The sequence below is a fragment of the Mesorhizobium sp. L48C026A00 genome, assembly GCF_000502375.1.
Classification (GTDB): Bacteria; Pseudomonadota; Alphaproteobacteria; order Rhizobiales; family Rhizobiaceae; genus Mesorhizobium; species Mesorhizobium muleiense.
The window spans coordinates 202,957-227,725 of the sequence record NZ_AYWU01000015.1; the positions used below are offsets into that span (position 1 = coordinate 202,957).

General features: G+C 63.7%; 23 protein-coding genes and 1 pseudogene. 7 read left to right on the forward strand and 17 right to left on the reverse strand.

Annotation, left to right across the window (positions count from 1 at the left end; all coding sequences use genetic code 11):
- Window positions 1-12: 12 nt before the first annotated feature.
- The 4 genes from X738_RS65345 to X738_RS65360 all read right to left on the reverse strand — a co-directional run bounded on the left by X738_RS65345 (window position 13) and on the right by X738_RS65360 (window position 7,002).
- Window positions 13-2,970, reverse strand: coding sequence for a bifunctional [glutamine synthetase] adenylyltransferase/[glutamine synthetase]-adenylyl-L-tyrosine phosphorylase (locus X738_RS65345; protein ID WP_023800808.1), 2,958 nt, complete (start codon window positions 2,968-2,970; stop codon window positions 13-15).
- A complete protein-coding gene (locus X738_RS65350) occupies window positions 2,970-4,439 on the reverse strand; it encodes a sensor histidine kinase (RefSeq protein WP_023800809.1) in 1,470 nt (489 codons plus the stop codon). The genes X738_RS65345 and X738_RS65350 overlap by 1 nt, the downstream gene beginning before the upstream one ends.
- Before the next feature lies 1 nt (window position 4,440).
- Complete coding sequence (locus tag X738_RS65355; RefSeq protein WP_023800810.1) at window positions 4,441-5,115, reverse strand: response regulator transcription factor; 675 nt, start codon at window positions 5,113-5,115, stop codon at window positions 4,441-4,443.
- Between the two features lie 357 nt (window positions 5,116-5,472).
- Window positions 5,473-7,002: a Do family serine endopeptidase gene (locus X738_RS65360; protein WP_023800811.1), complete on the reverse strand. Its 1,530-nt coding sequence runs from the start codon at window positions 7,000-7,002 to the stop codon at window positions 5,473-5,475.
- Window positions 7,003-7,186: 184 nt separating this feature from the next.
- On the opposite strand from X738_RS65360, the pseudogene X738_RS87235 reads away from it, so the two are divergent.
- Together X738_RS87235 and X738_RS65365 are read left to right on the forward strand one after the other, a co-directional pair.
- Window positions 7,187-7,438 (forward strand): annotated as a pseudogene (locus X738_RS87235) (CopG family ribbon-helix-helix protein); the annotation flags it as partial.
- 13 nt (window positions 7,439-7,451) lie between these two features.
- Entirely contained in the window at window positions 7,452-7,760 is a 309-nt protein-coding gene (locus tag X738_RS65365; protein WP_023800813.1) for a type II toxin-antitoxin system RelE/ParE family toxin, read from the forward strand.
- On the opposite strand, the gene X738_RS65370 is transcribed toward X738_RS65365, so the two are convergent.
- The 12 genes from X738_RS65370 to X738_RS65425 form a co-directional block, all read right to left on the reverse strand.
- On the reverse strand, window positions 7,757-8,224 hold the full coding sequence (locus X738_RS65370; protein ID WP_023800814.1) for a cytochrome c-type biogenesis protein: 468 nt from the start codon (window positions 8,222-8,224) through the stop codon (window positions 7,757-7,759). The genes X738_RS65365 and X738_RS65370 overlap by 4 nt on opposite strands.
- Window positions 8,221-10,212 carry a heme lyase CcmF/NrfE family subunit gene (locus X738_RS65375; protein ID WP_023800815.1) on the reverse strand — a complete coding sequence of 664 codons (1,992 nt, stop codon included), beginning with the start codon at window positions 10,210-10,212 and terminating at the stop codon, window positions 8,221-8,223. The genes X738_RS65370 and X738_RS65375 overlap by 4 nt, the downstream gene beginning before the upstream one ends.
- A 105-nt stretch (window positions 10,213-10,317) precedes the next feature.
- Window positions 10,318-10,758: a cytochrome c maturation protein CcmE gene (gene ccmE, locus X738_RS65380; RefSeq protein ID WP_023800816.1), complete on the reverse strand. Its 441-nt coding sequence runs from the start codon at window positions 10,756-10,758 to the stop codon at window positions 10,318-10,320.
- 3 nt (window positions 10,759-10,761) lie between these two features.
- On the reverse strand, window positions 10,762-11,895 hold the full coding sequence (gene ccmI / locus X738_RS65385) for a c-type cytochrome biogenesis protein CcmI (protein WP_023800817.1): 1,134 nt from the start codon (window positions 11,893-11,895) through the stop codon (window positions 10,762-10,764).
- 299 nt (window positions 11,896-12,194) lie between these two features.
- Window positions 12,195-12,635 carry a hypothetical protein gene (locus X738_RS65390; protein WP_023800818.1) on the reverse strand — a complete coding sequence of 147 codons (441 nt, stop codon included), beginning with the start codon at window positions 12,633-12,635 and terminating at the stop codon, window positions 12,195-12,197.
- 179 nt (window positions 12,636-12,814) lie between these two features.
- Window positions 12,815-14,266 (reverse strand): ATP-binding protein, encoded by a 1,452-nt coding sequence (locus X738_RS65395; protein WP_023800819.1) that lies wholly within the window; start codon window positions 14,264-14,266, stop codon window positions 12,815-12,817.
- Window positions 14,250-14,915 (reverse strand): response regulator transcription factor, encoded by a 666-nt coding sequence (locus X738_RS65400; protein WP_023800820.1) that lies wholly within the window; start codon window positions 14,913-14,915, stop codon window positions 14,250-14,252. Before X738_RS65400 ends, X738_RS65395 begins: the two co-directional genes overlap by 17 nt.
- An 87-nt stretch (window positions 14,916-15,002) precedes the next feature.
- Entirely contained in the window at window positions 15,003-15,302 is a 300-nt protein-coding gene (locus X738_RS65405; RefSeq protein ID WP_023800821.1) for a hypothetical protein, read from the reverse strand.
- Between the two features lie 155 nt (window positions 15,303-15,457).
- Window positions 15,458-15,868, reverse strand: coding sequence for a DUF3168 domain-containing protein (locus X738_RS65410; protein ID WP_023800822.1), 411 nt, complete (start codon window positions 15,866-15,868; stop codon window positions 15,458-15,460).
- A 131-nt stretch (window positions 15,869-15,999) separates the two neighbouring features.
- Complete coding sequence (locus X738_RS65415) at window positions 16,000-16,266, reverse strand: DUF1488 domain-containing protein (protein WP_023800823.1); 267 nt, start codon at window positions 16,264-16,266, stop codon at window positions 16,000-16,002.
- A gap of 12 nt (window positions 16,267-16,278) precedes the next feature.
- Window positions 16,279-16,527: a hypothetical protein gene (locus X738_RS65420; RefSeq protein WP_023800824.1), complete on the reverse strand. Its 249-nt coding sequence runs from the start codon at window positions 16,525-16,527 to the stop codon at window positions 16,279-16,281.
- 249 nt (window positions 16,528-16,776) lie between these two features.
- The gene (locus X738_RS65425) at window positions 16,777-18,330 is read right to left on the reverse strand and encodes a trimethylamine methyltransferase family protein (protein ID WP_023800825.1); all 1,554 of its coding nucleotides are present in this window, start codon (window positions 18,328-18,330) and stop codon (window positions 16,777-16,779) included.
- Window positions 18,331-18,501: 171 nt separating this feature from the next.
- On the opposite strand from X738_RS65425, the gene X738_RS65430 reads away from it, so the two are divergent.
- The 5 genes from X738_RS65430 to X738_RS65450 all read left to right on the forward strand — a co-directional run bounded on the left by X738_RS65430 (window position 18,502) and on the right by X738_RS65450 (window position 24,367).
- The gene (locus X738_RS65430; RefSeq protein ID WP_023800826.1) at window positions 18,502-19,140 is read left to right on the forward strand and encodes a TetR/AcrR family transcriptional regulator; all 639 of its coding nucleotides are present in this window, start codon (window positions 18,502-18,504) and stop codon (window positions 19,138-19,140) included.
- A 158-nt stretch (window positions 19,141-19,298) separates the two neighbouring features.
- On the forward strand, window positions 19,299-21,458 hold the full coding sequence (locus X738_RS65435; RefSeq protein WP_023800827.1) for a transglycosylase domain-containing protein: 2,160 nt from the start codon (window positions 19,299-19,301) through the stop codon (window positions 21,456-21,458).
- 183 nt (window positions 21,459-21,641) lie between these two features.
- Window positions 21,642-22,259 (forward strand): DUF1214 domain-containing protein, encoded by a 618-nt coding sequence (locus X738_RS65440; RefSeq protein WP_051407875.1) that lies wholly within the window; start codon window positions 21,642-21,644, stop codon window positions 22,257-22,259.
- Entirely contained in the window at window positions 22,252-22,800 is a 549-nt protein-coding gene (locus X738_RS65445) for a DUF1254 domain-containing protein (RefSeq protein WP_023800829.1), read from the forward strand. The genes X738_RS65440 and X738_RS65445 overlap by 8 nt, the downstream gene beginning before the upstream one ends.
- A 559-nt stretch (window positions 22,801-23,359) precedes the next feature.
- Window positions 23,360-24,367, forward strand: coding sequence for a hypothetical protein (locus X738_RS65450; RefSeq protein WP_023800830.1), 1,008 nt, complete (start codon window positions 23,360-23,362; stop codon window positions 24,365-24,367).
- 49 nt (window positions 24,368-24,416) lie between these two features.
- Here the strand turns inward: X738_RS65450 and X738_RS65455 are convergent, their stop codons facing one another.
- On the reverse strand, window positions 24,417-24,764 hold the full coding sequence (locus X738_RS65455; RefSeq protein ID WP_023800831.1) for a DUF1491 family protein: 348 nt from the start codon (window positions 24,762-24,764) through the stop codon (window positions 24,417-24,419).
- Window positions 24,765-24,769: the final 5 nt, after the last annotated feature.

A 24,769-nucleotide genomic window follows, 5' to 3' on the forward strand; every position in this document is an offset into this window, starting at 1 on the left:
ATTCACTACTCACTACTCATTCACACGAAGCAAAAAGCCAAAATCCTTCCTGACATTTTGCGACGTCTCCTTGAGGTGCGCTTCCAGCACCCCGAAATCCGGCAGGTCGGTGACCGCCAGTAGCAGATCCGAAAGCCCCGGCGGAACGTCGTCGCGTTCGAATACGCCGGTGAGGCAGAGCCGCGTCATCTGGGTCAGCGCCAGATAGAGCGCATAGGCATCGCAAAGCTCCTGCCTGATCTGCGCCTCGGCGAAATCCGGCGCCAGCCTCGACAGCACGTCCGCCGTCCCGGTGACCCGGCGGCCGGCTTCGACCTTTCCCGTGATCACCGCCACCTGCGCGATGAATTCGAGATCGATGAGACCACCCGGGATCAGCTTGATGTCCCAGAGATCGCGCGGCGGTTTTTCCTTCTCGATCATCGCGCGCATCTCGGCCGCCTCGGCCATCACCTTGGCGCTGTCGCGCGGCAGGGCAAGCACCTGTGCCACTTCGGTCTCGACCTCGGCGCATAGCGCTTGATCGCCGCCGATCGCGCGGGCCCTTGACAGCGCCATATGCTCCCAGGTCCAGGCGTCCTTGCGCTGGTACTTCTTGAAGGCATCGACATGGGTCGCCACCGGCCCCTTGTTGCCGGACGGCCGCAAGCGAAGGTCGAGTTCGTAGAGAACGCCCTCGGCGGTCGGCGCGGACACCGCAGCGATCAGCCGCTGCGTCATCCTGGCGTAATAGTGCGACGGGGCGAGCGGCTTGTCGCCATCGGATTCTTCGGCATCGGCGTCGTGATCATAGAGCAGGATGAGGTCGACGTCTGAGCCGGCCGTCAATTCGCGGCTGCCGAGCTTGCCCATGCCGAGCAGCGCAACCGTGCCGCCGGCGATGCGACCGTGGCGTAGCGCGAACTCGGCGATGACCGCCCGCAGCGCCGCGTCGATGGTGAGATCGGCCAGATCGGAAAAGGCACGGCCGGCGCGCGCCGGATCGATCGAGCCGGCAAGCAGCCTGACGCCGATCAGGAATTTTTGCTCGGACGCAAAGATGCGCAAGCGGTCGAGCACGTCCTCATAGGCCCTGTCGCCCTCGAGGAACGCGGCGAGACGGCCGGACAGATAGGCGCGGTCCGGCAGTTCGGTCAAAAGGGCCGGATCAAGCAGGCCGTCAAACACGTGCGGCCGGCGTGTGATGATGGCGGCCAGCCGGGGCGCCGCGCCCATGATGGTCGCCAGCAGCTTCAGCAGAGCCGGATTGGAGTGGAGCAGCGAGAACAGCTGAATGCCGGCGGGCAGACCGGCAAGGAATTCGTCGAAGCGTATCAACGCCTCGTCCGCGCGGCGCGTCTGGCCGAAGGATTGCAGCAGCGCCGGCGTCAGTTCGGTCAACCGCTCGCGCGCCTCGGCTGACTGGGTGACGCGATAGCGGCCGAAATGCCAGCCGCGGATGACGCGGCAGATGTCGCTCGCCCGCTGGAATCCCAATCTCTGCAGGGTCTGCAACGTATCGGGGTCGTCGACATCGCCGGTAAAGACCAGATTGCCGATGCCCGCCGAAAGCTCGGGCGCGGTCTCGAAAAGCGCTGCGTAGTGGCGTTCGACCTGATGGAGTGCGGCGCGGAACGCCTCGGCAAAGGTCGCCGCATCGGCAAAACCGAGCAGGCGAGCAATGCGTTCGAGCCCTTCGTCATCGTCCGGCAGTATGTGGATCTGCTCGTCGGCGACCATCTGAACGGCGTGCTCGACGCGGCGCAGGAGCCAGTACTGCCTTGTGAGCGTATCGCGCGCATCGGCAGTGATCCAGCCGCGTGCCGCAAGCTGGCCAAGCATCGGCACCGTCTCGCGGCCGCGCAGTTCGGGGAAGCGGCCGCCGGCGATGAGCTGCTGGGTCTGGACGAAGAACTCGATCTCGCGGATGCCGCCGCGGCCGAGCTTGACGTTGTGGCCCTTCACCGCGATCTCCCCAAGACCCTTGTGGGCGTGGATCTGGCGCTTGATCGAATGGACGTCGGCGATCGCTGCATAGTCCATGTATTTGCGCCAGATGTAGGGCTGGAGCTCCTTCAGGAACGCAGTGCCGGCGGCGACATCGCCGGCCACCGGACGCGCCTTGATCATTGCGGCCCTCTCCCAGTTCTGGCCCCGCGCCTCGTAGTAGCGCAGCGCCGCCTCGACCGGGATCGCCAGCGGCGTCGAACCGGGGTCGGGACGAAGCCTGAGGTCGGTGCGGAAAACATAGCCGTGTTCGGTGCGGTCCTGGAGCATGCGGACCAGCCGGCGGGTCAGGCGCGAAAACAGCTCCGTCGCATCGAGCGGATCGACGACTGCTGGCGCTTGCGGGTCGAAGAAAACGACGAGGTCGATGTCGGAGGAGAAGTTCAGCTCATGCGCGCCAAGCTTGCCCATGCCGAGCAGGATCCAGCCCGACCGGCGCGCCGGATCCTCGAGATCCGGCAGTTTGAGCTTGCCTTGTCGGTGCGCGTCGCGAAGCAGGAAGTCGACGGCAGCGCGGGTGCAGGCGTCGGCAAGATCGCTCAGCCGCCGTACTGTGATTGCAGTTTCGGCCTCGCCTGCAAGATCGGCCAGCGCGATCAGGACATGCGCTTCCGCTTTCCATTGCCGCAACTCCATCATCAGGCCGTTTTCAGAGATGGCTTCCGCCCGCGCGGCCTTGCCGATGGCGGCGCCGATCGACGCCAGCCGCGCCTCGACGGTCTCATCGAAAAGCGCATCCAGGATCTGCGGGCGGCGGCGCACTGTGTCGCGCAGGAATGGCGACAGGTCGAAGACTGCCGCGAGGAACTCCTGGACGGCGCCCTCGCCGGCCAGGAATTTCGCCAGCACGGCAAGCCCCTCTTCCTGCGCTGCGGAAGCGATCTCCGACAATTCCCGCCGGGCTCGGTTCTGATCCAGAGGCACGAGCCTTGCCGCCGGCTTCAGAAGCCAGTTGGTGTGTTCCGCAGCCGCCTTCACCGCCATCAGCGATCCTCCCGTTCGGGAAAACTCATGACGACGGATAATCCAGGATTGGCGGGCAGGAGATCAAGCCGCCCTTTGTGGAATGTCATGATCGCCTTGGCGAGGCTGAGGCCGAGACCGGAACCCGGCTGCGAGCGGCTCTTCTCCAGCCGCACGAAACGCTCGGTCGCCCTGGCGCGATCGGCATCGTCGGGAATGCCCTGGCCGTTGTCGGTGACGGAAAGCCTGATTTCGCTGCCGACGCGATCGAGCGCCACGCGAACGGTCGGCTTGGCTGTCGAGTCGGTCGAATATTTGATCGCGTTGTCGACGATGTTCGATAGCGCCTGGCCGATCAGCTCGCGATTGCCTTCAACGGCGAAGCCGTCCTGCACAGAGGTCTCGAGTGTCACTCCCGCGTCCTCCGCCACCGGCTCGTAGAGCTCGACGACATCGCGCACCGAAGCAGCCAGATCGACCCGGCTGGTGATTTCTGAGGAATAGCCCGCCTCCAGCCTTGAGATCATCAGGATGGCGTTGAAGGTCTTTATCAGATGGTCGGACTCGGCGATGGTCGCTTCCAGCGCCTGCCGGTAGTCGGCGGAGTTGTGCTTGCCGGAGAGCGTCGCCTCGGCGCGGTTGCGCAGCCGGGTCAGCGGCGTCTTCAGATCGTGGGCGATGTTGTCGGAGACCTGCTTCAGCCCTTCATTCAGCGTGGCGATCCTGGCCAGCATGGAATTGAGATTTTCGGAGAGCCGATCGAACTCGTCGCCGGCCCCGGTGACCGGCAGCCGGCCGGAAAGGTCGCCGCCCAAGATGCGGCGACTGGCCTGCGACACCGAGTCGATGCGCTTCAGCGCCGCGCGTCCGACGAAGAACCAGATCAAAATTCCGCCAAGCGCCATCATGCCGAGCGCCAACGTCAAGGCGCGACGGATGACGGCGCGGAACCGCTCCGGCTCGCCGAGATCGCGGCCGACCAGCATGATCATCTGGTTCGGCAGGCGCAGCACCAAGGCAATGGCGTTGTGGCCCTTCTCGCCTTCGACCTGGACTTCGCTCTGGCTGGGTTCGTCCGGGTCGGCGATCGGGTTGCGTTGCCGCTCGAGCTCGCCCTCGCCGAAGCGCCGGTAGGAAAACGGCTCCGTCGTCCAGCCGTCGGCCTCGAGAACGCCGGGTTCCAGGCTCTGCACGTTTCCGGTCAGGATCTGGCCGTTGGCGTCGGCGATCAAATAGAGATTGGCGCCGGGCTGGCGGGAGCGCTGCTCGACCACGCGCACCAGCAGCGGCAAGCCGCCGCGCTGATAGACCCGGGCGAGGCCGAGCACCTCGTCGTTGATGGTCTCCTGCGTCTGGCCGGTCAGCATGCGCGCCGACAGCGAGGTCATGTAGAAGACGAGCAGCACCGCACAGATGGTGAACAGCAGGAGATAGAGCGCCGAAAGCCGCGCTGCCGTCGTCTTCATGATGGCCGGCATGGAAAGGGCCATGCTAGCCGCTCTTGAGCATATAGCCGGCGCCACGAACCGTGTGCAGGATCGGCTTGTCGAAGCCCTTCTCGATCTTGCCGCGCAGCCGTGAGACGTGAACGTCGATGACGTTGGTCTGCGGATCGAAATGATAGTCCCATACATTTTCCAGCAGCATGGTGCGCGTCACCACCTGGCCGGCATGGCGCATCAGATATTCGAGCAGGCGGAACTCGCGCGGCTGCAGCGTAATCTCGCGGGCCGCGCGCCGCACCGAATGTGACAGCCTGTCGAGTTCGAGATCGCCGACCCGGTAGACGGTTTCGGCCTCCCTGGCGCTGGCGCGGCGGTTCAGCACCTCGACCCGGGCCAGAAGCTCGGAAAAGGCATAGGGCTTGGTCAGATAGTCGTCGCCGCCGGCGCGCAAGCCGGTGACCCGGTCGTCGACTTCGCCGAGCGCCGACAGGATCAGCACCGGCGTAGTCTTGCCTCGGGATCTAAGACCGGCGATGACCGACAGGCCGTCGCGGCGCGGCAGCATGCGGTCGACGACCATCACGTCATAGTCGCCGGAGTCAGCGAGCGCGAAGCCGGTTTCGCCGTCGCCGGCGACATGGGCGGTATGTCCGGCCTCGGTAAAGGCCTTCTGGAGGTAATCGGCCGCTTCGCGATCGTCTTCTATGACGAGAATCTTCATGGGACCGTTATACGCGATTTCGCTGGAAGATTGAGTGGCCGGCATAGGCATCATGGCCTCAAGTGTATCGCGAACAAAATGATTCAAGAACGAGCAGTAAGCCTTTGTTTTATAATGTTATTGGCGTCGAGCCGCCGCATCCTCGGATTTGGGCGAGATGCTTTGTTGTTTGAGCATGTCGTCATCCCAAAACCGCTTCACACTTTGGGCGACTGCTCTGTTGTTCGAGCGGCAGCGGGCGATGGGAGCCCGCTGCCGCTGGGCCGGAACACGATGACTGACTAACGTATTCAAGCCCCGCTTTCCCATGCTACGGCTCGGGTGTTTGAAACCGCCGCATCGGAAGAGTCTGGAACGTCAGCCCTTGGCGACAGGCAGCGCGACGAAGCGGTTGCTGTCGTCGCGGGTGATCTGCATCAGCACCGCCTTGCGGCCCGACTTCACCGCGTCGGCCATGGCCTTGGCGACGTCCTCGATGCCATTGACCTCCGTGGAATTGACCGAGGTGATGACATCGCCGGGCTGGATCCCGCGATCGGCAGCATCGCTGTCGGGATCGACATCGGTCACCACAAGCCCTTTGCCATCGTCGGACCTGGTGACGGTGAGACCGAGGTCGGCCAGCGTATCGGCCTTTGGCGGAGCCGAAGGCTGCTGGTCGGCCGAAGCCTGCTTGTCACTCGAAGGCAGCGTGCCGAGGTCGACCTTGACCGTTTCACTCTTGCCGTCACGCCACAGCGTGACGGCGACCGGCTTGCCGGGCGGGTAGGCGCCGATCAGGCGGGCGAGTTCCTTCGGCGAAGCGACGTCCTTGCCGTCCACCTGAGTGATGACGTCACCAGCCGATATGCCGGCCTCCTTGCCGGGACCATCGTCCTGGGCGCTGGAAACGAGAGCGCCCTTATCGGACTTCAGCCCGAGCGATTCGGCGATTTCGGAGGTGACCGGCTGGATCTCGACGCCAAGCCAGCCGCGCTGGACGGTGCCGTCCTTCATCAGATCCTGAACGACCTGTTTGGCGGTCGAGGCGGGAATGTCGAAGGCAATGCCGACGCTGCCGCCGGACGGCGAGAAGATCGCGGTGTTGATGCCGACGACCTGGCCGTTGAGGTTGAAGGTCGGGCCACCCGAATTGCCGCGGTTCACCGAGGCATCGATCTGGATGAAATCATCATAAGGACCGGCGCCGATGTCGCGACCACGGGCCGAGACGATGCCGGCAGTGACTGTGCCGCCGAGGCCGAACGGATTGCCGACGGCCACCACCCAGTCGCCGACGCGAACCTTTGAATCATCGGCGAAGTCGACATAGGTGAACTTGCCGTCGCCTTCGACCTTGAGCACTGCGAGATCGGTGCGCGGATCTGTGCCGACCAACTTGGCGTCGAGTTCCTTGCCGTCATGCATCACCACCGTAAAGGACGAGCCCTCTCCGACGACATGGTTGTTGGTGACGAGGTAGCCATCCTCGGAGATGAAGAAGCCGGACCCTTGCGCGACCGGCCGTGGCTGGCGGTCACCGCGTCCGAAACGTCGCATTCCATCCCGGCTATCCTGATCGCCAAAGCCACGGAACTCCCTGAAGAAGCGGCGCAATTGCGGATCGTCGGGGAGATTGCCGAAGGCGTCGGGAAGGTCGGAGCCGTCGTCAGCGGTCGATACTATCTTGGCTTTGACGCGGACACTGACGACCGCCGGCGAAACGCGCTCGACCACGTCGGCGAAGCTCGGTACTTGAGGCGCCTCGACACGCACGGCCTCGGCCAGGACGGGGGCTGTCCCGGTGGCAACCGCGCCGAAGCCGATCGCGCCGGCAATGGCCACTGATGCGGCGGCAGCCATCAGGCGTTTGCGGGTGCGGGAATGTGAATTGGGGGCAATATTCATGGGTCTCGTATCCTCTTTCAAGGGATGCGCTTCGGTCGGCATCCTCGGCCAAGAGAAATAGAGGCGCGCACATTACGGCGCCATTTCCAGTGCATGAAACTTTGGTAATGTTTGCGGGCACAAACGCCTTGGTTGTGCCGCCCCTTGCCCTATGTTGTACACAGTTGAGCACAAGGCTTTCACCATGACCGCAAGCGCCACCATGACGATTCGGGTTTCGTCCGAAACCAAGCTGAAGCTGGAGCGGATCGCCGCCGACACGCGGCGCAGCAAGTCCTTCCTCGCGGCCGAGGCGATATCGGCCTATGTCGATCGCGAGCTTGAGATCATCGAAGGCATCAAACGCGGCATGGCCGACGCGGCAGCCGGCCGTGTCGTGCCGCACGACGAAGCCATGACGGAAATCGACGCCATCATGAAGCATCGGAAGCCAGGCGCGCGGACAAGGCGTGAAGCGGTTCGTCACCTGGTCGCGAGAAGCGCTGGACGACATCAAACAGCAAATCGGCTTCATCGCGCGGAACAATCCAGCCGCCGCCAGACGCCTTGCGGTTCGCATTCGTGATGCGGGCCGCGGTCTTGGCGACATGGCGACGGGCCGGCCTGGCCGAGTAACAGGTACCTATGAGAAGCCGATCAGCCGCCTGCCCTATGTCATTGCCTATGAGCTGCGGCCGATCGCCGGGCGTGAGAGCGTCGTTATCTTGCACGTCATTTACACGTCCCGGGACTGGCCGCCGGAGGAATGGCCGAATTAGTTACTCAGCACCTTGTCCAACGCTGCCTTCTCCTCGGCGGTGAGCATGGCCGCAGGCGCCGATCGGCGCGACCGGGCGGTCAGCACGATGAAAATCCCGCCGGCAAGCAGCAGAAGGACCGGCGTGCCCCACAACAGCGCATTGCGCAGGCTGAAGCGCGGCTTCAACAGCACGAACTCGCCGTAGCGGGAAACGATGTAGTCGATTACCTGCCGGTCGGTATCGCCGGCGACCAGGCGCTGGCGCACCAGCACGCGCAGGTCGCGGGCAAGGTCGGCATCGGATTCGTCGATCGACTGGTTCTGGCAAACCATGCAGCGCAGCTCTTCCGAAAGCGTCCGCGCCCGCGCCTCGAGCGCCGGGTCGGCCAGAACCTCGTCCGGCTTCACCGCAAGTGCGGCGCCAGCAAACAACAGCGTCAGCAGCAGGATCAGGGAGGCCAGTGAAGTTTTTCTTGCGGTCATGGCAGGCTCGCCGAAGGCATGGCGCCCACCGATCTGCGGCGGCGCGACGGTGCGCCGACGCGCAGCCGCCGGTCCATCAGCGACATCGCAGCACCTGCCATCATGACAAGGGCGCCGCCCCAGATCAGCGTCACCAGCGGCTTCCACCACAGCCGCACCACGACGGAGCCGTCGGTCGCCTCGTCGCCAAGCGATAGGTAGAGCTGGCTAAAACCGATCGTCTTGATACCCGACTCGGTCGTCGTCATCTGCCGGACCGGATAGGAGCGCTTGGACGAGGTGATCACGGCGGTGGTGCTTCCATCGGCGCCGAGCAGGGCGAAGCGGCCGCGATCCTCGCTGTAGTTAGGCCCCTGGGCCGGATAGAGCCCTTCGAAGCGCAGTGTGTGGCCGGACAGTTGCACGGTCTCGCCGGCACGCATCGACAGTATCTTCTCGGTGCCGAAGCAAAGTGTGCCGACGATGCCCAGCGTCGTCAGCCCAAGACCGAGATGGGCGAGCGCGGTGCCGAAGACCGAACGCGGCAGGCCGGCGAAGCGCGTGAGCATGACGCCGGGCGCGACACTGCCAAGGCCGGACTTGACGGCAATATCGGTGAGCGCGCCGCAGATCAGCCAGAAAGCCAGGCCGACGCCAAGTGCTGCGAACACCGACGCGCCGTCGATGAACAAGGCCGTCACCAGCACGGCCAGAAGCGCGGCGGCGAAGGCCGCCATCAGCCGCTGGGCGACGGCGAAAATGTCGCCGCGCTTCCAGGCCAGAAGCGGCCCGAACGGAACCGCGACCAGGAGCGGCACCATCAGCGGGCCGAACGTCAGGTTGAAGAACGGCGCGCCGACCGAAATCTTGTCGGCCGAAACGGCCTCGACGACCAGCGGATAGAGCGTGCCGATCAGCACGGTGGCGGTGGCCGTGGTCAGGAACAGATTGTTGAGGACCAGCGCCCCTTCGCGCGAGATCGGATGAAACAGGCCGCCGGCCGTCAACCTCGAGGCGCGAAAGGCGAACAACGCCAGTGATCCGCCGATGAACAGTGTCAGGATGCAGAGAATGAACACGCCGCGCGTTGGATCGGTGGCGAAGGCGTGGACGGAGGTGAGCACGCCGGAGCGCACCAGTAAGGTGCCGAGCAGCGACAGCGAGAAGGTCAGGATCGCCAGCAACAGTGTCCAGATCTTCAGGGCCGAGCGCTTTTCCATGACGATCGCCGAATGGAGCAGCGCGGTGCCGGCCAGCCAAGGCATGAACGAGGCGTTCTCGACCGGATCCCAGAACCAGAAACCGCCCCAGCCAAGTTCGTAATAGGCCCAGTAGGAACCCATGGCGATGCCGCCGGTCAGGAACATCCAGGCGACCAGCGTCCATGGCCGCACCCAGCGCGCCCAGGACGCGTCGATGCGGCCTTCGATGAGGGCGGCGACCGAGAAGGAAAAGCAGATCGAGAAGCCGACATAGCCGAGATAGAGCAGCGGCGGATGGATGGCGAGGCCGAGATCCTGCAGGATCGGGTTGAGATCGCGGCCCTCGATCGGCGCCGGATTGAGCCTGGCGAACGGGTTGGACGTCGCCAGGATGAACAGCAAGAAGGTGGCGCCGATCGCGCCTTGCACGGCCAGCACGTTGGCTCGAAGGGTCGCTGGAAGATTGCTGCCGAAAGCAGCGACGAGCGCCCCGAAGAAGCTCAGGATCAGCACCCAGAGCAGCATCGAGCCCTCGTGATTGCCCCATGTGCCGGTGATCTTGTAGATCAGCGGCTGCAGCGAATGCGAGTTGTCCCAGACGTTGGCCACCGAAAAGTCGGACGTCGCATAGGCCGTCGCCAACGCCGCGAAGGACAGAGCGGTCAAGGCGAAGCCGGTCACCGCGACCGGACCGCCGACGGCCATCATCTTCTGGCTGTTGATACGCGCGCCGAACAGCGGCACCAGCGCCTGTACCAAAGACAGCGCGAACGCCAGGACCAGTGCGAAATGTCCGGTTTCAACCATTGTGGCCAAGCCCGCCAGGTTTTTGCTTTGCCGCAGGGTCTTGCCGCAAAATCGTGGGAACCCTCGGGTCAAGCCCGAGAGCAGGCTTTTGCGGAACCTGCTTAGTCACTTTTTGCTCTCCTGCCACACGCCTCTGGACTTGAGGCCGTCGGCCACCTCCTTGGGCATATAGTTCTCGTCGTGCTTGGCCAGCACGCTGTCGGCGACGAAGACGCCGTCCGGGCGAAAAATGCCTTCAGTGATGACGCCCTGCTCCTCGCGGAAAAGGTCGGGAAGAATGCCGGTGTAGGTGACCTTGACCTGCTTCTGGTTGTCGGTCACCGAAAAGGCGACGGTGGTCCCCTGACCGCGCTCGATCGTGCCTTTTTCGACGAGGCCCCCGAGCCTGATACGCTGCCCGGGCTGCAGGCTGGCGGTGGTCAGATCGGCGGGCATGTAGAAGTAGGAGGCCTTCTGGCCGAGCGCATAGAAGGTCAGGCCGGTGGCGGCACCGAGGAAGGCCAACCCTCCGGCGATCACCGACAGTCTTTTCTGCTTGCGCGTCATTTCTTACTCCGTCGCCGTCAGGCCAAGCGAGGCGGCAAAGGCGGTGAATTTCTTCGCTTCGTCACTATCGGAGCCAAAAACGGCGATACCGCGATTGAGCGCGTCGCGCGCCTGATCGGCCTTGCCCAGCACGACATAGGAACGAATAAGCTGCATCCATCCTTCCACATCGCGCGGGTTTTGCCGCAGTTTTTCGTCAAGCCCCGCAACCATGGTGTTGATCATCGCTTCCTTATCCTGCGGCGACATCGACGAGGCGGCGTCGACATCCCCGGCGTTCGGGCCTTTTGCAGGCACTCCCGAAGCGACGCTGCGCCTGGCGGTTTCGGCCAGTGCCTGCGCGACGGCGCCGCGCCAGGGCGAGTCCTGCGGCAAGGCCGCGAGCATTTTCTGCCAGCCGGCCGTCGCCTCCTCGATGCGGCCTTCCTGCGCCATGCCCATCGCCAGATAAAAGCTGGCCTTCGGAGTCGCCGGATCGAGCTTCAGCGCCGCCTCGAAGGCTGCCTGGGCATCGGCCGAGACAATGCCGCCCGCTTCGCTGGCGATCGCCTCGCCGAGGCCGGCCTGGCGGGCTGCGCTGTCGCCGTCGAGGCGAATAGCGTTGCGGTAGGCCGTCACTGCGTCGGAGAACCGCTGCATCCGCAGATAGATTGGCGCCAGGACGTCCCAACCCTTGCCATCGGACGGGTTGGCGGCAAGGTGGGCCTCGGCGCGTGCCACCAGTTCGTCGACCGAACTGTCGGCGGGATTCTTGGCCAGTCGCTCGCTGAGCGGCTGCGACGGCAGATCGGGCGAGCCGAGTTGGCTGTACAAGCCCCAACTGACCAGCGGAACCGCCAGGACCGCAGCCGTCGCGACCAGCCTGGTCGCCATCGACGGCTGCCGCGCCGCTGCCTTGTCGGCGGCATTGTCGAGGCGAAGGATGCGGCGGGCGATCTCCGCACGCGCCTCTTCGGCCTCGGCCGGCTGGATCAGGCCACGCGCCACGTCGCGGTCAAGCTCGGACAGCTGGTCGCGATAGACTTCAAGGTCATGATCGCTGCTTGGCGAACCACCCTTCGGGCCGCCGGCCAGTGGCAGCAGCACCGCCAGGCTTGCACCCAGCGTGAGAATGGCGGCTATGACCCAGAACAGCATGCTTCTTCCAATAACGGCAGAGCCCTGCCCTGCCAACACAGGCGTCCTGCGACGCTTTGACGGCAGATGCGTCGCATGTCCTTGATTGATGTCAACCGGACCTAAAGCGCGTCGCGTTCGACCGGCGTCATGCGACGCACCTTAGATAGTTGTTTTCATGCATATCGTCATCGCAAGATCGCTGCACACCCTCGAGTCAGGCCCGAGGGCATGCTTTTGCGCGAATTATTGTTTTTATGCATGTCGTTATCGCAAAACCGCTGCACACTTTTGCGCGACATGCATTATCCGGCCGGTCGTTACGTTAGCGGCGTCCAGCTGCCATCGGCGTTGCGGCAAGCGGTTCCGCGCGCGGTGGCGCCGGCGGCGCCGGTAAACACCGTATGGGTGTATTGTCGGCAGTCCTGCGAGCCGACACGATAGGGCTGGGCGGGCACGACTTCACCGTAATGCGCCGACCGATCGCTCTTCCACGTCACCTTCTGGCTGCTCGCCGTGTACTCGAGCGCCCTGTATTCCGCCTCCAGCGCCTTGCGCTTTTCGGGATCGCTCAAGCCAGTACCGATCGATCCGCTGACGAGGCCGCCGCCCATGGCGGAAATGACCGTCGTCGCGATCTTGCCGTCACTTGGCGGCGTTGCGGCCGGCTGCGGCGCCACCGTGGGGCCAGGGTTCCTGCCCAGCGTCGTGCAGCCGGAAACGGCCAGCAGTGCGGAGACGAGCGCGACGCGAATCTTCATGCCAAAAACCGGTCTCTTGAGTTAAAGCTGGGGGCCGCGCCATCGGGGGAAGTCGGCGTGGCCATAGTGTCGATGTTTGTCGGAAATTTGGCCGCGGCCGACGGCTCCGGGACCAGTCGACATGCCGCCATATCACGCACCGTCGATCAATGTCGACCGGCCCAGCAAAAAGCATAGGCCTAGTGAAGGCTCCGCATTCGAACCACCGCCTTCAACCCGCCCATGCTGGACCGTTCCAGAGCCAGAACGCCTCCGTATTCGTTGACGAGGTCGGCGACGATGGCAAGTCCAAGCCCGGTGCCCGGCTTTGTCTCGTCGAGACGCCGTCCGCGCTTCAGCGCCTCGCGTGCCTTGTCTTCCGGAATACCCGGGCCGTCATCCTCGATGCTGATCTCGAACAGGTTGACGGCACCCTCCTTGCCGGCGCCAGTCTTCTTGGCGGAGATTGGCGCCACCGATACCGCGACGGCGCTCTTTGCCCATTTCATGGCGTTGTCGAGCAAATTGCCAAGCAATTCTTCCAGATCCTCGCGTTCGCCGGCAAAGACGATATCGACTGCCGGCAGCGAAAGCGAGAGAGCGGTCTGGGGATTGAGTTTTTGCAGCACGCGCACCATGCGCTGGACCAGCGGCGCCACCGGCGTACGGTAGACGACGCTGTCACGTTGCGCCGCAACGCGGGCGCGCTGCAGATAATGGTCAATCTGCTTCTGCATCGAGGCGGCCTGTTCGGCTATGAGCTGGCCCTTGGCGCCGCCGAGCGCCCGTCCCTCGTTGATCAGCACCGCCAGCGGCGTCTTCAGCGAATGGGCGAGGTTGCCGACCTGCGTCCGCGAGCGCTCGACGATACGCTTGTTGTTTTCGATCAACGCGTTGGTCTCGTTCGCGAGCGGCTCGATCTCGGCAGGGAAGCGACCGTCGAGCTTTTGCGCGGTTCCTTCGCGCACCATGGCGAGAGCGTCCCTGACCCGGCGCAATGGCTGCAGGCCCAGCAGGATGGCGATGGCGTTGATGGCGATCATGCCGACGCCGAACAGCGAAAGATAGGTCAGCAGGCGACGCTGAAAGGCGCTTATCTCCTGCTCGAGCTCGGTCCGGTTGCCCATGACGCGGAAGCGCGCTGCGCGATTTTTCGCGTCGAGAACGAACTCGCTCTCGAACACTTCCAGTTCCTCGCCATCGATGCCTTCTGTCGTATAGCTGCGCTGGAAGCTGGCATTGAAAGGAACCTCGGCGACGCTTGGCGACAGGATCGCCTTGGTCATCGAGGAGGAGTGCAACTCACCACTCACTCCTTCCGACGCAGGCTCCACCGACCAGTACCAGCCGGAATTCGGCTCCGAGAACCGAAGGTCGCCCAGGTCGGGAGCGCCGGTCAGCGAACCGCCTTCGGACACGCCGACCGAGCCGATCAGATTGAACAGATGCGCCGACAACAGGCTGTCGAAACCGCGCTCGCTCGCCTGGCGATAAAGGGTTGTGATCAGCGTGAAGATGACAACCAGGGTGAGTATCGCCCAGACCGTGGAAAAGGCGATCACCCGGAACGCCAGCGAACGCGGCCCGAACCGCAGTGAAAGCGGCGTCCTTGCAGTCTGTCTGAGCGGTTCCGCCTTACGCCTCCGGCTCACGCATCCGATAGCCCATGCCGCGAACGGTTTCTATCATGTCGATGCCCATCTTCTTGCGAAGCCGCCCGACAAAGACCTCGATTGTGTTGGAATCGCGGTCGAAATCCTGATCGTAAAGGTGCTCGACCAACTCGGTTCGGGACACGACCTCGCCCATATGGTGCATCAGATAGGCAAGCAGGCGAAATTCGTGCGACGTCAGCTTCAACGGCACGCCGTCGACATCGGCCTTGGAGGCTTTGGTGTCGAGCCGCAGCGGTCCGCAGGTCAGTTCGGACGACGCATGGCCGGCCGCGCGCCGGATGAGCGCTCGGACCCTGGCCAGCACCTCTTCGATGTGGAACGGCTTGGTGACATAATCGTCGGCGCCGGCGTCGATGCCGGAGACTTTGTCGCTCCAGCGATCGCGCGCCGTCAGAATCAGGACCGGCATCTTGCGGCCGCCGCGCCGCCAGCGTTCGACCACGCTGATGCCGTCCATCTGCGGCAAGCCGATGTCGAGCACCACGGCGTCATAGGGCTCGGTGTCGCCGAGGAAATGCCCTTCCTCACCGTCGAAAGCCCGGTCGACAACATAGCCGGCATCGACCAGCGCGTCGGATATCTGCCGGTTCAGGTCCTTGTCATCTTCGACAACGAGTACGCGCATATGGGATCATACCAGTTGAGGAATCGGCCTGTTGAGGAGCTGGACGTCAGGTATAGGCCGATTCCAGCGCCTAGGATACGGCAGGCATCAGTTCAGCGGAACGACGATCTCCGTGCGGCGTGGACGCTGCCCATCCTTGCCCGGGACCAGCACGACGATGACGCAGACCGGCTGGCCACCGCGCGTCGACTGTGACGCCTTGGCCAGCGTGCCGCCATTCTGCTCGGCGACCTGCTGACCGATCGCGTAGCAGTCGGAGGCGGCCAGGACGATCGGCCGGTTCTGCTCGGGCACGACGACCGGCAGCGCCGTCGCCTGCGACGCAAACAGACCGGCAGCGCAGAGAGCAAGTGTCGCGGTTGGGAAGTGGGAGCGAAGCGTTTTCATGATCAGCGTCCTAACGCATCGGTGCTGAACGTGATATGAACATTGCCTGCAACACATGCCTGTCTCACCCACAACCAACCCCGGTGATTTGGCCGCCCCAACCCGGCAAATCCCGGCGCCAGTCTAGACTGTGTTGCAGCCTTGTTGAAAGCGCGTCAGGCGTTTTCTTCCGTCACGGCAAGAAAGCGCAGCAGCCCGTGACAGGCTGAAAGATCCTGGTCGTAACGGACCTCGGTGAATTCGAGCCTGAGATTGACGCGGTGATGCTCGTCGAGCGCGAGCGCCGCATCCTGGAGGCGGGCGCTGACCATGTCCATCACGTCGAGCATTTCTTTCCTGGCCTCGGATTTCGACCAGAAATGCAGAGTGAAAAGCTGCTCGGCGTCTTTCTCCCTGCCTGTTACCCAATCATAGACGCTGGTCCGGCCGAACGTCACATAGGGAAACGGGATGTTTTCCGGGACATGGTCGAATAGTTTTGCGCCGCCCAGCGCCGCTGACAGGGAACCGTCAGCGTCCAGCGCCTGGAACAAGGCCTTCTGCAACGCGGCAGCCGGCACGGTCATTGTATTCTCCCTCGCCCGTCGCGGCCGAACAGGCCTTCACCCGACAGATTCCGCCTGCAGCGTAGCCGCGTTGAAATTCTGCCGCCAGATCCCGGGATTTCCAAGGCCGCGATCGCGCGGACAGTCGGGATTTATCGAAAATCGGCTGCGGTCAGCACATACATGCTCTTGCCGGTACGGGTATAAGCGTTCCTTGCGACGTCATGTATGGGACCGACGGCCGAATCGAAGGCGGCGAGATATGTGGCTTCAGCTGTCGCCGTCCCCGGCGGCGCCGTCGAGATGGCGTCTGCATGGACAAAGAAAGAGATCTGGCACATGCCATCATAGCCGACGAAGCGGATCCGCCGGCTCGCCTCGTCGTAGCTTCGGCTTAGGTTTGGAAATGTCAGGCTCATGACTTGATGCCGTCAAGCGGCCCCCGCTTTCTTGCCTGCCGCCCGCTTTTTCTTGGGAGCGACGGGATTGAGGGCTTCCGCCGCACGGTCGGCCTCTTCCTTGGCCAGCCGCAGCGCCCGCAACTTTTCGGTCTTGATGGTCCTGGCCTTGGCCTCGGAAATATATTCGGCCGTAGCCTGATTTCGCTCGGCGGTTTTCTTCTGCTTCTCCATGAAGCGCGCTTCAGCTTTTTCCATGATATTCTGATTGGGTTCCGCCATCGATAAAATCTCCTTTTCGCTGAGGTGATGAAAATTAGTTTCTCACCTAAAATAGGAACTCGGAACGGAAAAACCAATTTTCAGAATGTTTTTGATTGAACAAATGCTTGAAATGACATTGTGAAATAATACTGAATTCATTCGCACAAAACTCAATGCGGCACCGACTGCTCATGTACGCCCGCTCCGACCAGTGCTAGCCTGGGCTTACGGCCGCCATCTATTCGGGCAGGGACGCTGCGCTGATCCTCACGAGACCGGTGCTGCGCGACCCTCTTCCGTGCGCCGCGCAATGAATTCGTCGAGAACACCTGATGTGGCACCGGCGCAAGCCGGCGGCCGAAAATCGGCCAGCAGCCGTTTCCAGATGCCGGTGGCGCGCTCGGTGGCGGTTCTTGACCCGGCCTGCGTCCAGTTGCCGAAATTCGACCAGTCGGCGACCAGCGGTTCGTAGAATGCGGTGCGGTAGCGCGCCATTGTGTGCCCGGTCGAGAAGAAATGCCCGCCCGGCTGCACTTCGGCGATGGTCTCGAAGCCGATCGCGGCCTCGTCGCCGGGCGTCGCGGCGCAGAGTTCCGCGATGGTCTGCAGCGCCTCGATATCGGTGATCAGCTTCTCGAACGAGACGCTCAACCCGCCTTCGAGCCAGCCCGCAGCATGGATGCAGACCGTCGCGCCGGCGAGCACCGAACCCCATAGCGCGAACTGCGTTTCGTGGGCTGCCTGCGCGTCCGAAATGTTGGCGGCACTGCCGCCGCCGGACCGCCAGGGAAGGCCGGTGAAGCGTGCAAGCTGACCGGCGCCGAGCGTCGCCTTGACGTGCTCCGGCGTGCCGAAGGCCGGCGCCCCGGACTTCATGTCGACATTGGAGGAGAAGGAGCCATAGACCACCGGCGCGCCCGGCCGCACGATCTGGGCCAGCGTCAGCCCGGCCAGCGCTTCGGCGTGCTGCAGCGTCAGCGCGCCGGCCACGGTGATCGGCGCCATGGCGCCGGCCAGGCAGAAGGGCGTTATGATCAGCACCTGCCCCGCCTTGGCAAAGTCGATGATGCCTTGTGCCATCGGAATGTCGAGCTGACGCGGCGAGTTGGTGTTGATGACGGTGTAGCAATGAGCGCCCGAACGGAATTCGTCCTCGGACAAGCCGCGCGCCAGCCGCAGCATCTCGAAGCCATCCTCGACCTGCGGCGTGCCGCGCGCGAAGACGAACGGCAGCTTGTCCGACAGCGTCAACTGCGCGCGGTTGACGGCATAATGGCGGAAGCGGTTGTCGATGTCCTGCGGCTCGATGCAAGGTCCCAGCATGTGCAGCACGTCGAAATGCTGCACCAGGCGGATGAGATCCTCGAAAGCGGCAAGCGTTCCCGGCCGCCGGCCGTGCTCCAGATCGGTGACGTTTGGCGCCCCGGATCCTGCCAGGAACGTCATCGAGCCGAGTTCGAGCGTGAGGTCGCGGGCACGGTCACCGGCATGGACGCGGATCGATTTCGGCGCCGAGCCCAGCGCCGCCGAGACGATATCGCGGCCGATGCGCACCATCTGGCTGTCCTCGTCGACCAGCGCGCCGGCACGGGCAAGAATGGCGCGCGCCTCCGGCAGCAGCACCTTGGCGCCGAGTTGCTCGAGCACGCGCAGCGCCGTGTCGTGGATCGCGGCGACCTGGTCAGCCGAAAAGATCGGCTGCGGCAGGAACGGGTTCTTCAGCGAACGATAGTCCGGCCGGCGGCTGGTCTCGCTGCCGGCCTCGCCGGTTCGTCCGCGCCTGCGTTCGCGCCTGAGGTTGCGTGCGGCGTCATCGACCATGGCGGATACTCCTCATTGCCGTATTGCCCTGCGTTGCGGATCGTAGGCAGGAGCCGCGATGACGCGCGTCGGCCGCTCGGCCCAGTTCGTTGAGGCAGACAGGATACTTGTACTGTACATATGTGTCTAGTACGGTTGTATGCAGTTCGCCCTCATGCCTATTGTGCGGCCATGACCATGATTTCTCCGCAGCACGAGCCGGCGCCCGGCAACACCAAGGTGACGCGCCGGGACTGGATCAATCTTGCGCTCCAGACACTGATTTCAGACGGCATCGAAAGCGTGCGCGTGCTGCCGCTCGGCCAGAAGCTCGGCGTATCGCGCTCAAGCTTCTACTGGTATTTCGAGAGCCGTCAGGACCTGCTCGACCAGTTGCTTGCCCATTGGCGGGACACCAACACCAAGTCGATCGTCGAACGCGCGCAGCGGCCGGCCGAAAGCATCATCATGGGGGTCATGAACGTGTTCGAATGCTGGGCCGACGAGCGCCTGTTCGATCCCGGGCTCGACTTCGCCATCCGGGAATGGGCGCGTCGCTCCTACGACGTGCGCCGGGCCATCGACCAGGCTGACAATGACCGACTGGGCGCGATCCGCGACATGTATCGCCGGCATGGCTACGCCGAAGAGGATGCCTTCATCCGCGCCCGTGTGCTCTACTACATGCAGATCGGCTATTATGTGCTCGACCTCAAGGAACCGGTCGAGGCAAGAGTCAGTCATCTCGCCGCTTATCTGCGCAGTTTCACCGGCCAGGAGCCAAGCGATGCCGACGTGGCGCATTTCATGCGTTTTATCGCGGCGCGTTAAGTGAGTGCGAGGTGGCAGAGGTGGCAGGCGCGACCCTGGTATCAACAAACTGTACCGCGAAAGCCCCCCTCACCCTTGTGAGCGAGGCCAAAATGGACAAATAGTCTGGTACGAGTGCCGCTTCTCAGTGGGAGGCGTAGCCGCAGCCGGATCTTGGAATGGCCAGTCCTTTGAAAACACGCAGGAGAAGGGGTCCGATTGCCGCAAGACTGCTGGCGGCGGATGCGTGGTTCGATTCCTCGCTCTACGAGACCGGCTTCAAGGCGCGCCGGTTCTGGGAAGCGGCCACCATTTTTTTCCGGCGCTTCCGCGTCTCCGGCTGGCGCCGCGGCATCATCGAACTGTTGAGCGAAGGTTTCACGCTCGGCGCCGGCGGCATCGTCGTCATGCTGGCGCTCGCCTTGCCGGCCTTCCAGGAAACCGCCGGCGACTGGCGCGCCCAGGGCGATTTCGCCATCACCTTCCTCGACCGCTACGGCAATGAGATCGGCCAGCGCGGCATCATCCAGCGCGATTCGGTGCCGGTCGACGAGATGCCCGACCAAGTCATCAAGGCGGTGCTGGCCACCGAGGATCGGCGTTTCTTCGATCACTACGGCATCGACGCGCTCGGCCTTTCGCGCGCGATCTTCGCGAATGTGCGGGCGAATTCCGTGGTGCAGGGCGGCTCGAGCATCACCCAGCAGCTGGCCAAGAACCTGTTCCTGACGAATGAACGGACGTTGGAGCGCAAGGTCAAGGAAGCCTTCCTGGCGCTGTGGCTCGAGGCCAATCTGTCGAAGAAGGAGATCCTGCAGCTCTATCTCGACCGCGTCTATATGGGCGGCGGCACGTTCGGCATCGAAGCGGCCGCCGATTTCTATTTCGGCAAAAGCGTCAAGGATGTGAACCTCGCCGAAGCGGCGATGCTGGCCGGTCTGTTCAAGGCACCGACCAAATACGCGCCGCACATCAACCTGCCTGCTGCCAGGGCGCGGGCCAATGTGGTGCTGTCGAATCTCGTCGAAGGCGGCTTCATGAGCGAGGGTCAGGTGCTGCAGGCGCGGCTGCATCCGGCTGAAATCGTCGACCGCGGCGAGCAGAAGAGCCCGGATTACTACCTCGACTGGGCATTCGAAGAGGTCAAGAAGATCGCCGCGAAGTCCGGCCAGCACTCGCTGGTCGCCCACACAACTTTCGACGCCAACATCCAGAAGGCGGCGGAAGAATCGATGGAATTCCATCTCCGCCAGTTCGGCAAGGAATACAACGTCACCGAAGGCGCCATGGTCGTCATCGAAACCAATGGCGCAGTCAGGGCGATCGTCGGCGGCCGCGACTACGGTGCCAGCCAGTTCAACCGCGCCACCAAGGCGCTGCGCCAGAGCGGCTCATCGTTTAAACCCTACGTATACGCAACGGCGATGGAGCACGGCTTCACGCCGGACTCCGTCGTTTCCGGCGCGCCGATCTCCTGGGGTGCCTGGTCGCCGCACAATTACAATGACGGACGGGCCGGCAAGGTCACGCTGATCACCGCGATGGCCAAATCGGTCAACACCGTGCCGGTGCGGCTGGCCAAGAATCATCTCGGCATCAAGCCGATCAAGGCGATGGCGGAAGCCATGGGCGTCGAATCGCCGCTCGAATCGCACAAGACGATGGTGCTCGGCACATCGGGCATGACCGTGATGGACCAGGCGACAGGCTTTAGCGTGTTCGCCCAGAACGGCTTTGTCGGCTCCCGGCATGGCGTCACCCAGCTCGTCACCCGCACCGGCGAGGTGGTTTACGATTTCGCCAAGGATGCGCCGCCGCCGCGCCGTGTGCTCTCGGAGCAGGCGCTGAAATCCATGAACACCATGCTGGCGGCGGTGCCGGTGATGGGCACGGCGCGGCGCGCTGCGCTTCCCAATATCGTTTCGGCCGGCAAAACCGGCACAACGCAGTCTTACCGCGACGCCTGGTATGTCGGCTTCACCGGCAACTACACGGCTGCCGTGTGGCTCGGCAATGACGACTTCACCCCGACCAACAACATGACCGGCGGCTCGCTGCCGGCGATGGTTTGGCAGCGGCTGATGGTCTATGCGCACCAGAATATCGACCTCAAGCCGATCCCCGGCCTCGATCATCCGTTCGTCGACGAAGAGATCGCCGCCAAGGCCGAGGAAGCGGAAAAGAAGAATGCCGAGCAGGCAGCGGCCGACACCGCCGCCGAGCGGCCGCCGGTGCTGTCCAGCCAGACGACGCGGGCGCTCAGGGACATCACCAGGCTGTTCCAGTCGGCGCCCGTCCTCCAGGCGCCTGTGACACCGGAGACCCTGTCGGCGCTTTGATGCCGGCACGACAGGCCAGGCCATCCCTCGCGCCGCAATTCCACAGAGGTCCGCTTGCCATCGCCCCCTGCCCCGCGATATCCCCGAGCGGCACTCCTCTTGCCCGCGGCTCTTCATGCTCAAGAACGCATTCCTGACGCTCCTCGCGCTTGCCATAGCCATCGGCGGCGGCGGCGGCAGCGTCTGGTACGCCCTCAAGACGCAGGATGGCATTGGCGCGATCAGGATCNATTCCTGACGCTCCTCGCGCTTGCCATAGCCATCGGCGGCGGCGGCGGCAGCGTCTGGTACGCCCTCAAGACGCAGGATGGCATTGGCGCGATCAGGATCGGCCAATGGACGGCGTTTCCCGATATCGGCACGCAGACGGCGGATCCTTATTCGAAAGCCCGCGTGGCGCGCGAGGGTGTCCTTGCACTCGGGCAGGCAGAAGGCCTGTCGTTTATCGCCGAACGCGATTCCGATGGCGAACTATTGAAACGCCAATGCGCCTATGAAATCGAAGGCGGATTTCCCACAGCCCGGTTCTGGACCCTCTATGCCGCCGATCGGTCGCTCGGCGTGGTCGAGACCGGCAAGCCAAGGCTTGCGGCACTTCAGTCCTACCAAGTGCTGCGCCAGCCCGACAATTCCGTGCTTATTTCCGTCAGCAACCGCCCCGCGCCCGGCAACTGGCTGCTTTCCGACGGCTTCGGCCGGATGTATCTCGTGCTGACATTCTACGACACGCCGATCGCCAGCAGCACGGGCCTTTCGGATGTCACGCTGCCGCAGATCGTAAAGGTCGGCTGCAATGCGTAGGCTGCTGCACGCGATCCTGCTCGGCCTGCTTGGCGCCGGCATCGTACACATCATCGTGCTGCTGCTCGCCCCGGAATTTTCCGAACGCAATGCCTGGTCGCGGCTGGCCATGGCCTCCAACCTTTATCGGATGACCAGGCTGGACGCTGAGGCCGGCGGTACGCCTGTGGTGAAATCGGTCGATCCGCTGTTTTATGCTGCGGCTTGCCGCTTCGATCTGTCCGATGGGATGGTTCGGGTGAAGGCACCGGGAACCGTCCCGTTCTGGTCCGTATCGGTCTTTGACCGCAGCGGCCATAACATCTACTCCTTCAACGACCACAGCGCGACCGGAAGGGTGCTGGACAGTATCGTACTGACGCCGGCGCAGATGATCGAGATCCGCAAGGATCTCCCGGAGGAATTGCAAGGGGCAATCTTCGTTGAAGCGCCGATCGACGAAGGCATGTTCGTCATCCGCTCCTTCGTGCCCGACGACAGCTGGAAGCCGACCGTGTCGCGGTTTCTCGAGCAGAGTTCCTGCGAGTTGCAGGACTACTGACGACAACCGAAACATGCCGCCGGTTGCGGCCCGTGCCTTGCGAGCCGAACAGGGCCGCGGCTCTCATTCAACGGGATAGAGCGTCCTTTGCGCGCCCAACGGGGCGCGGCCAATCCATTCAGCCGCGACGCGCTTCAATGATGCGGAACAGGCAACGTCCCCGACGTCCCCGGCATCGTCCTTGACGAACCCGGCTTGTCCGGACCGGCGCCTGGCCGCGTCTCGCCCGTCAGTGGCGGTTGCTCGTAGCGGACGCCGGGGAAAATGATCACCGCCGCCGGCGCTCCGGTGTTTCGGTCTGCTCGATTGGTTGCCGCCGGTCGCGGCACGAAAGACAGTACCATGCCCATGGTTCGTGCATTCCTCTCGGTTGCCCCGGAGCACAACGCAACGCCTCCAATCTGATTAAGGAGCCAGTAGGTTAACGGAACGCTAACGGATCGCCGCTAATTTGATCTTTGTTCTGAGGTCAGGAAGTCCTGACCCGTGGCAAATGCGAAACCGACACAGTCCCGGTCGAGCATGGTCCAGACTGTGTCGAGTGTCAGGCGTATCCTTCGTGTCATCTGCGGATTTCAGGCAAATCGCTATACGGGCTGAATCGGGAAAGGCCGAAAGGCTGTTCCGCGCCACGGTGTCGGCGTTCTGTTCGCTGACCCGCCCTTCGCGCCGGGAGATCGCGCAACTTGAGGATCTGACGCTGCCGCTTTTCGCCGATGTGTCGGTCGAATCGCGCCGCTACGTCGCCGCCGCCCTTTCCGAATGCGAATATGCGCCCGCTGCGCTGGTCCGGCGGCTTTGCCAGGAGCCGGTCGACGTTGCCGCACCGCTGCTCATCCGCTCGCGCGCGCTCAGCGATATCGACCTCATCGCGCTGATCGGACGCCATGGCCTGCCGCATGCGCGCGCCATTGCGCGCCGCAAGGATCTGAACCCGACCATCGCCCACCTGATTAGGGCGCTTGAAAAGCCGACGCTGGTGAGCGTGCGGCAGCCTGAGGCGAACGCCAAGACGGTGCCCGAAAGCGCCGAAGTCGTCGCCGACAGCCAGCAGGTGCCCGGCGCCGCCGCCGAGACTGCACGGCGCCGGCTGCGGTCGATGATGCGTGATGCCGAAAGCGGCGGCGCGACGATCAATCCGTTCGCCGGCGCTAACACCTATGTCAAACTGCGCGAGACGGCGCTGACCGGCAATGCCGCATTCTTCCAGACAGCACTGGCCGACGCGCTCAAGATCGATTTTTCAACGGCGCGGTCGCTCACCGCGAACCAGAACTACACGTCGCTGCTGGCCGCCTTGCGCGCGCTCGATCTCAGCGAAGAGAGGGCGTTCCTGATCACCGCCGCCGCCTATCCCACAGAGTTCTCGCATCCGCAGGCCATCCGCATCTTTCTCGACCGCTATCGGCTGCTGCATCGCGACGGAGCGCTGGACAGGCTACGCGGCTGGAAAGCCGAGACACTGTCGAAGGCCATTCGCAATGCCGGACCGATCGCGGCAAACGCCGACGTCCGCAAAGCGCACAGCGACAATACTGCCGCCAGCCCTAACGCGCGTCGCGTTTGACCCTGAAAAGAGATTCAAGCGAACGCTCTAAGCCTTTGTCTGCATATCGCTATTGCGACTTGACGGAAAGAAGCTCCTCGACGGGAACCGAGCCGGCCTCGATCTCGACCACCCAGATGTCGGGGTCGAATTTCTTCTCCCTCTCCAGTCGCGCGTCAAAGACGGCGGCATCGTCGCCGGCGCCGAGCAGGCTGAAGAAACGGTCGTCGGGTTTGGCTGAATCGTAGCTCGTCTGCGGCGCCGGGCCAAACAAGGCAATCTCGCCCATGCGGCCACGCGCCAGCACGAAGACGGCGCCGGCCTCGGTCGCGCCGCGCTTGACCACGGCGGCAAAGCCCCCGGCGCCGAAAACCCGGCGCAACAGGGCCGACACCCACAGATCGGTGGTTACGCGCATGGCAG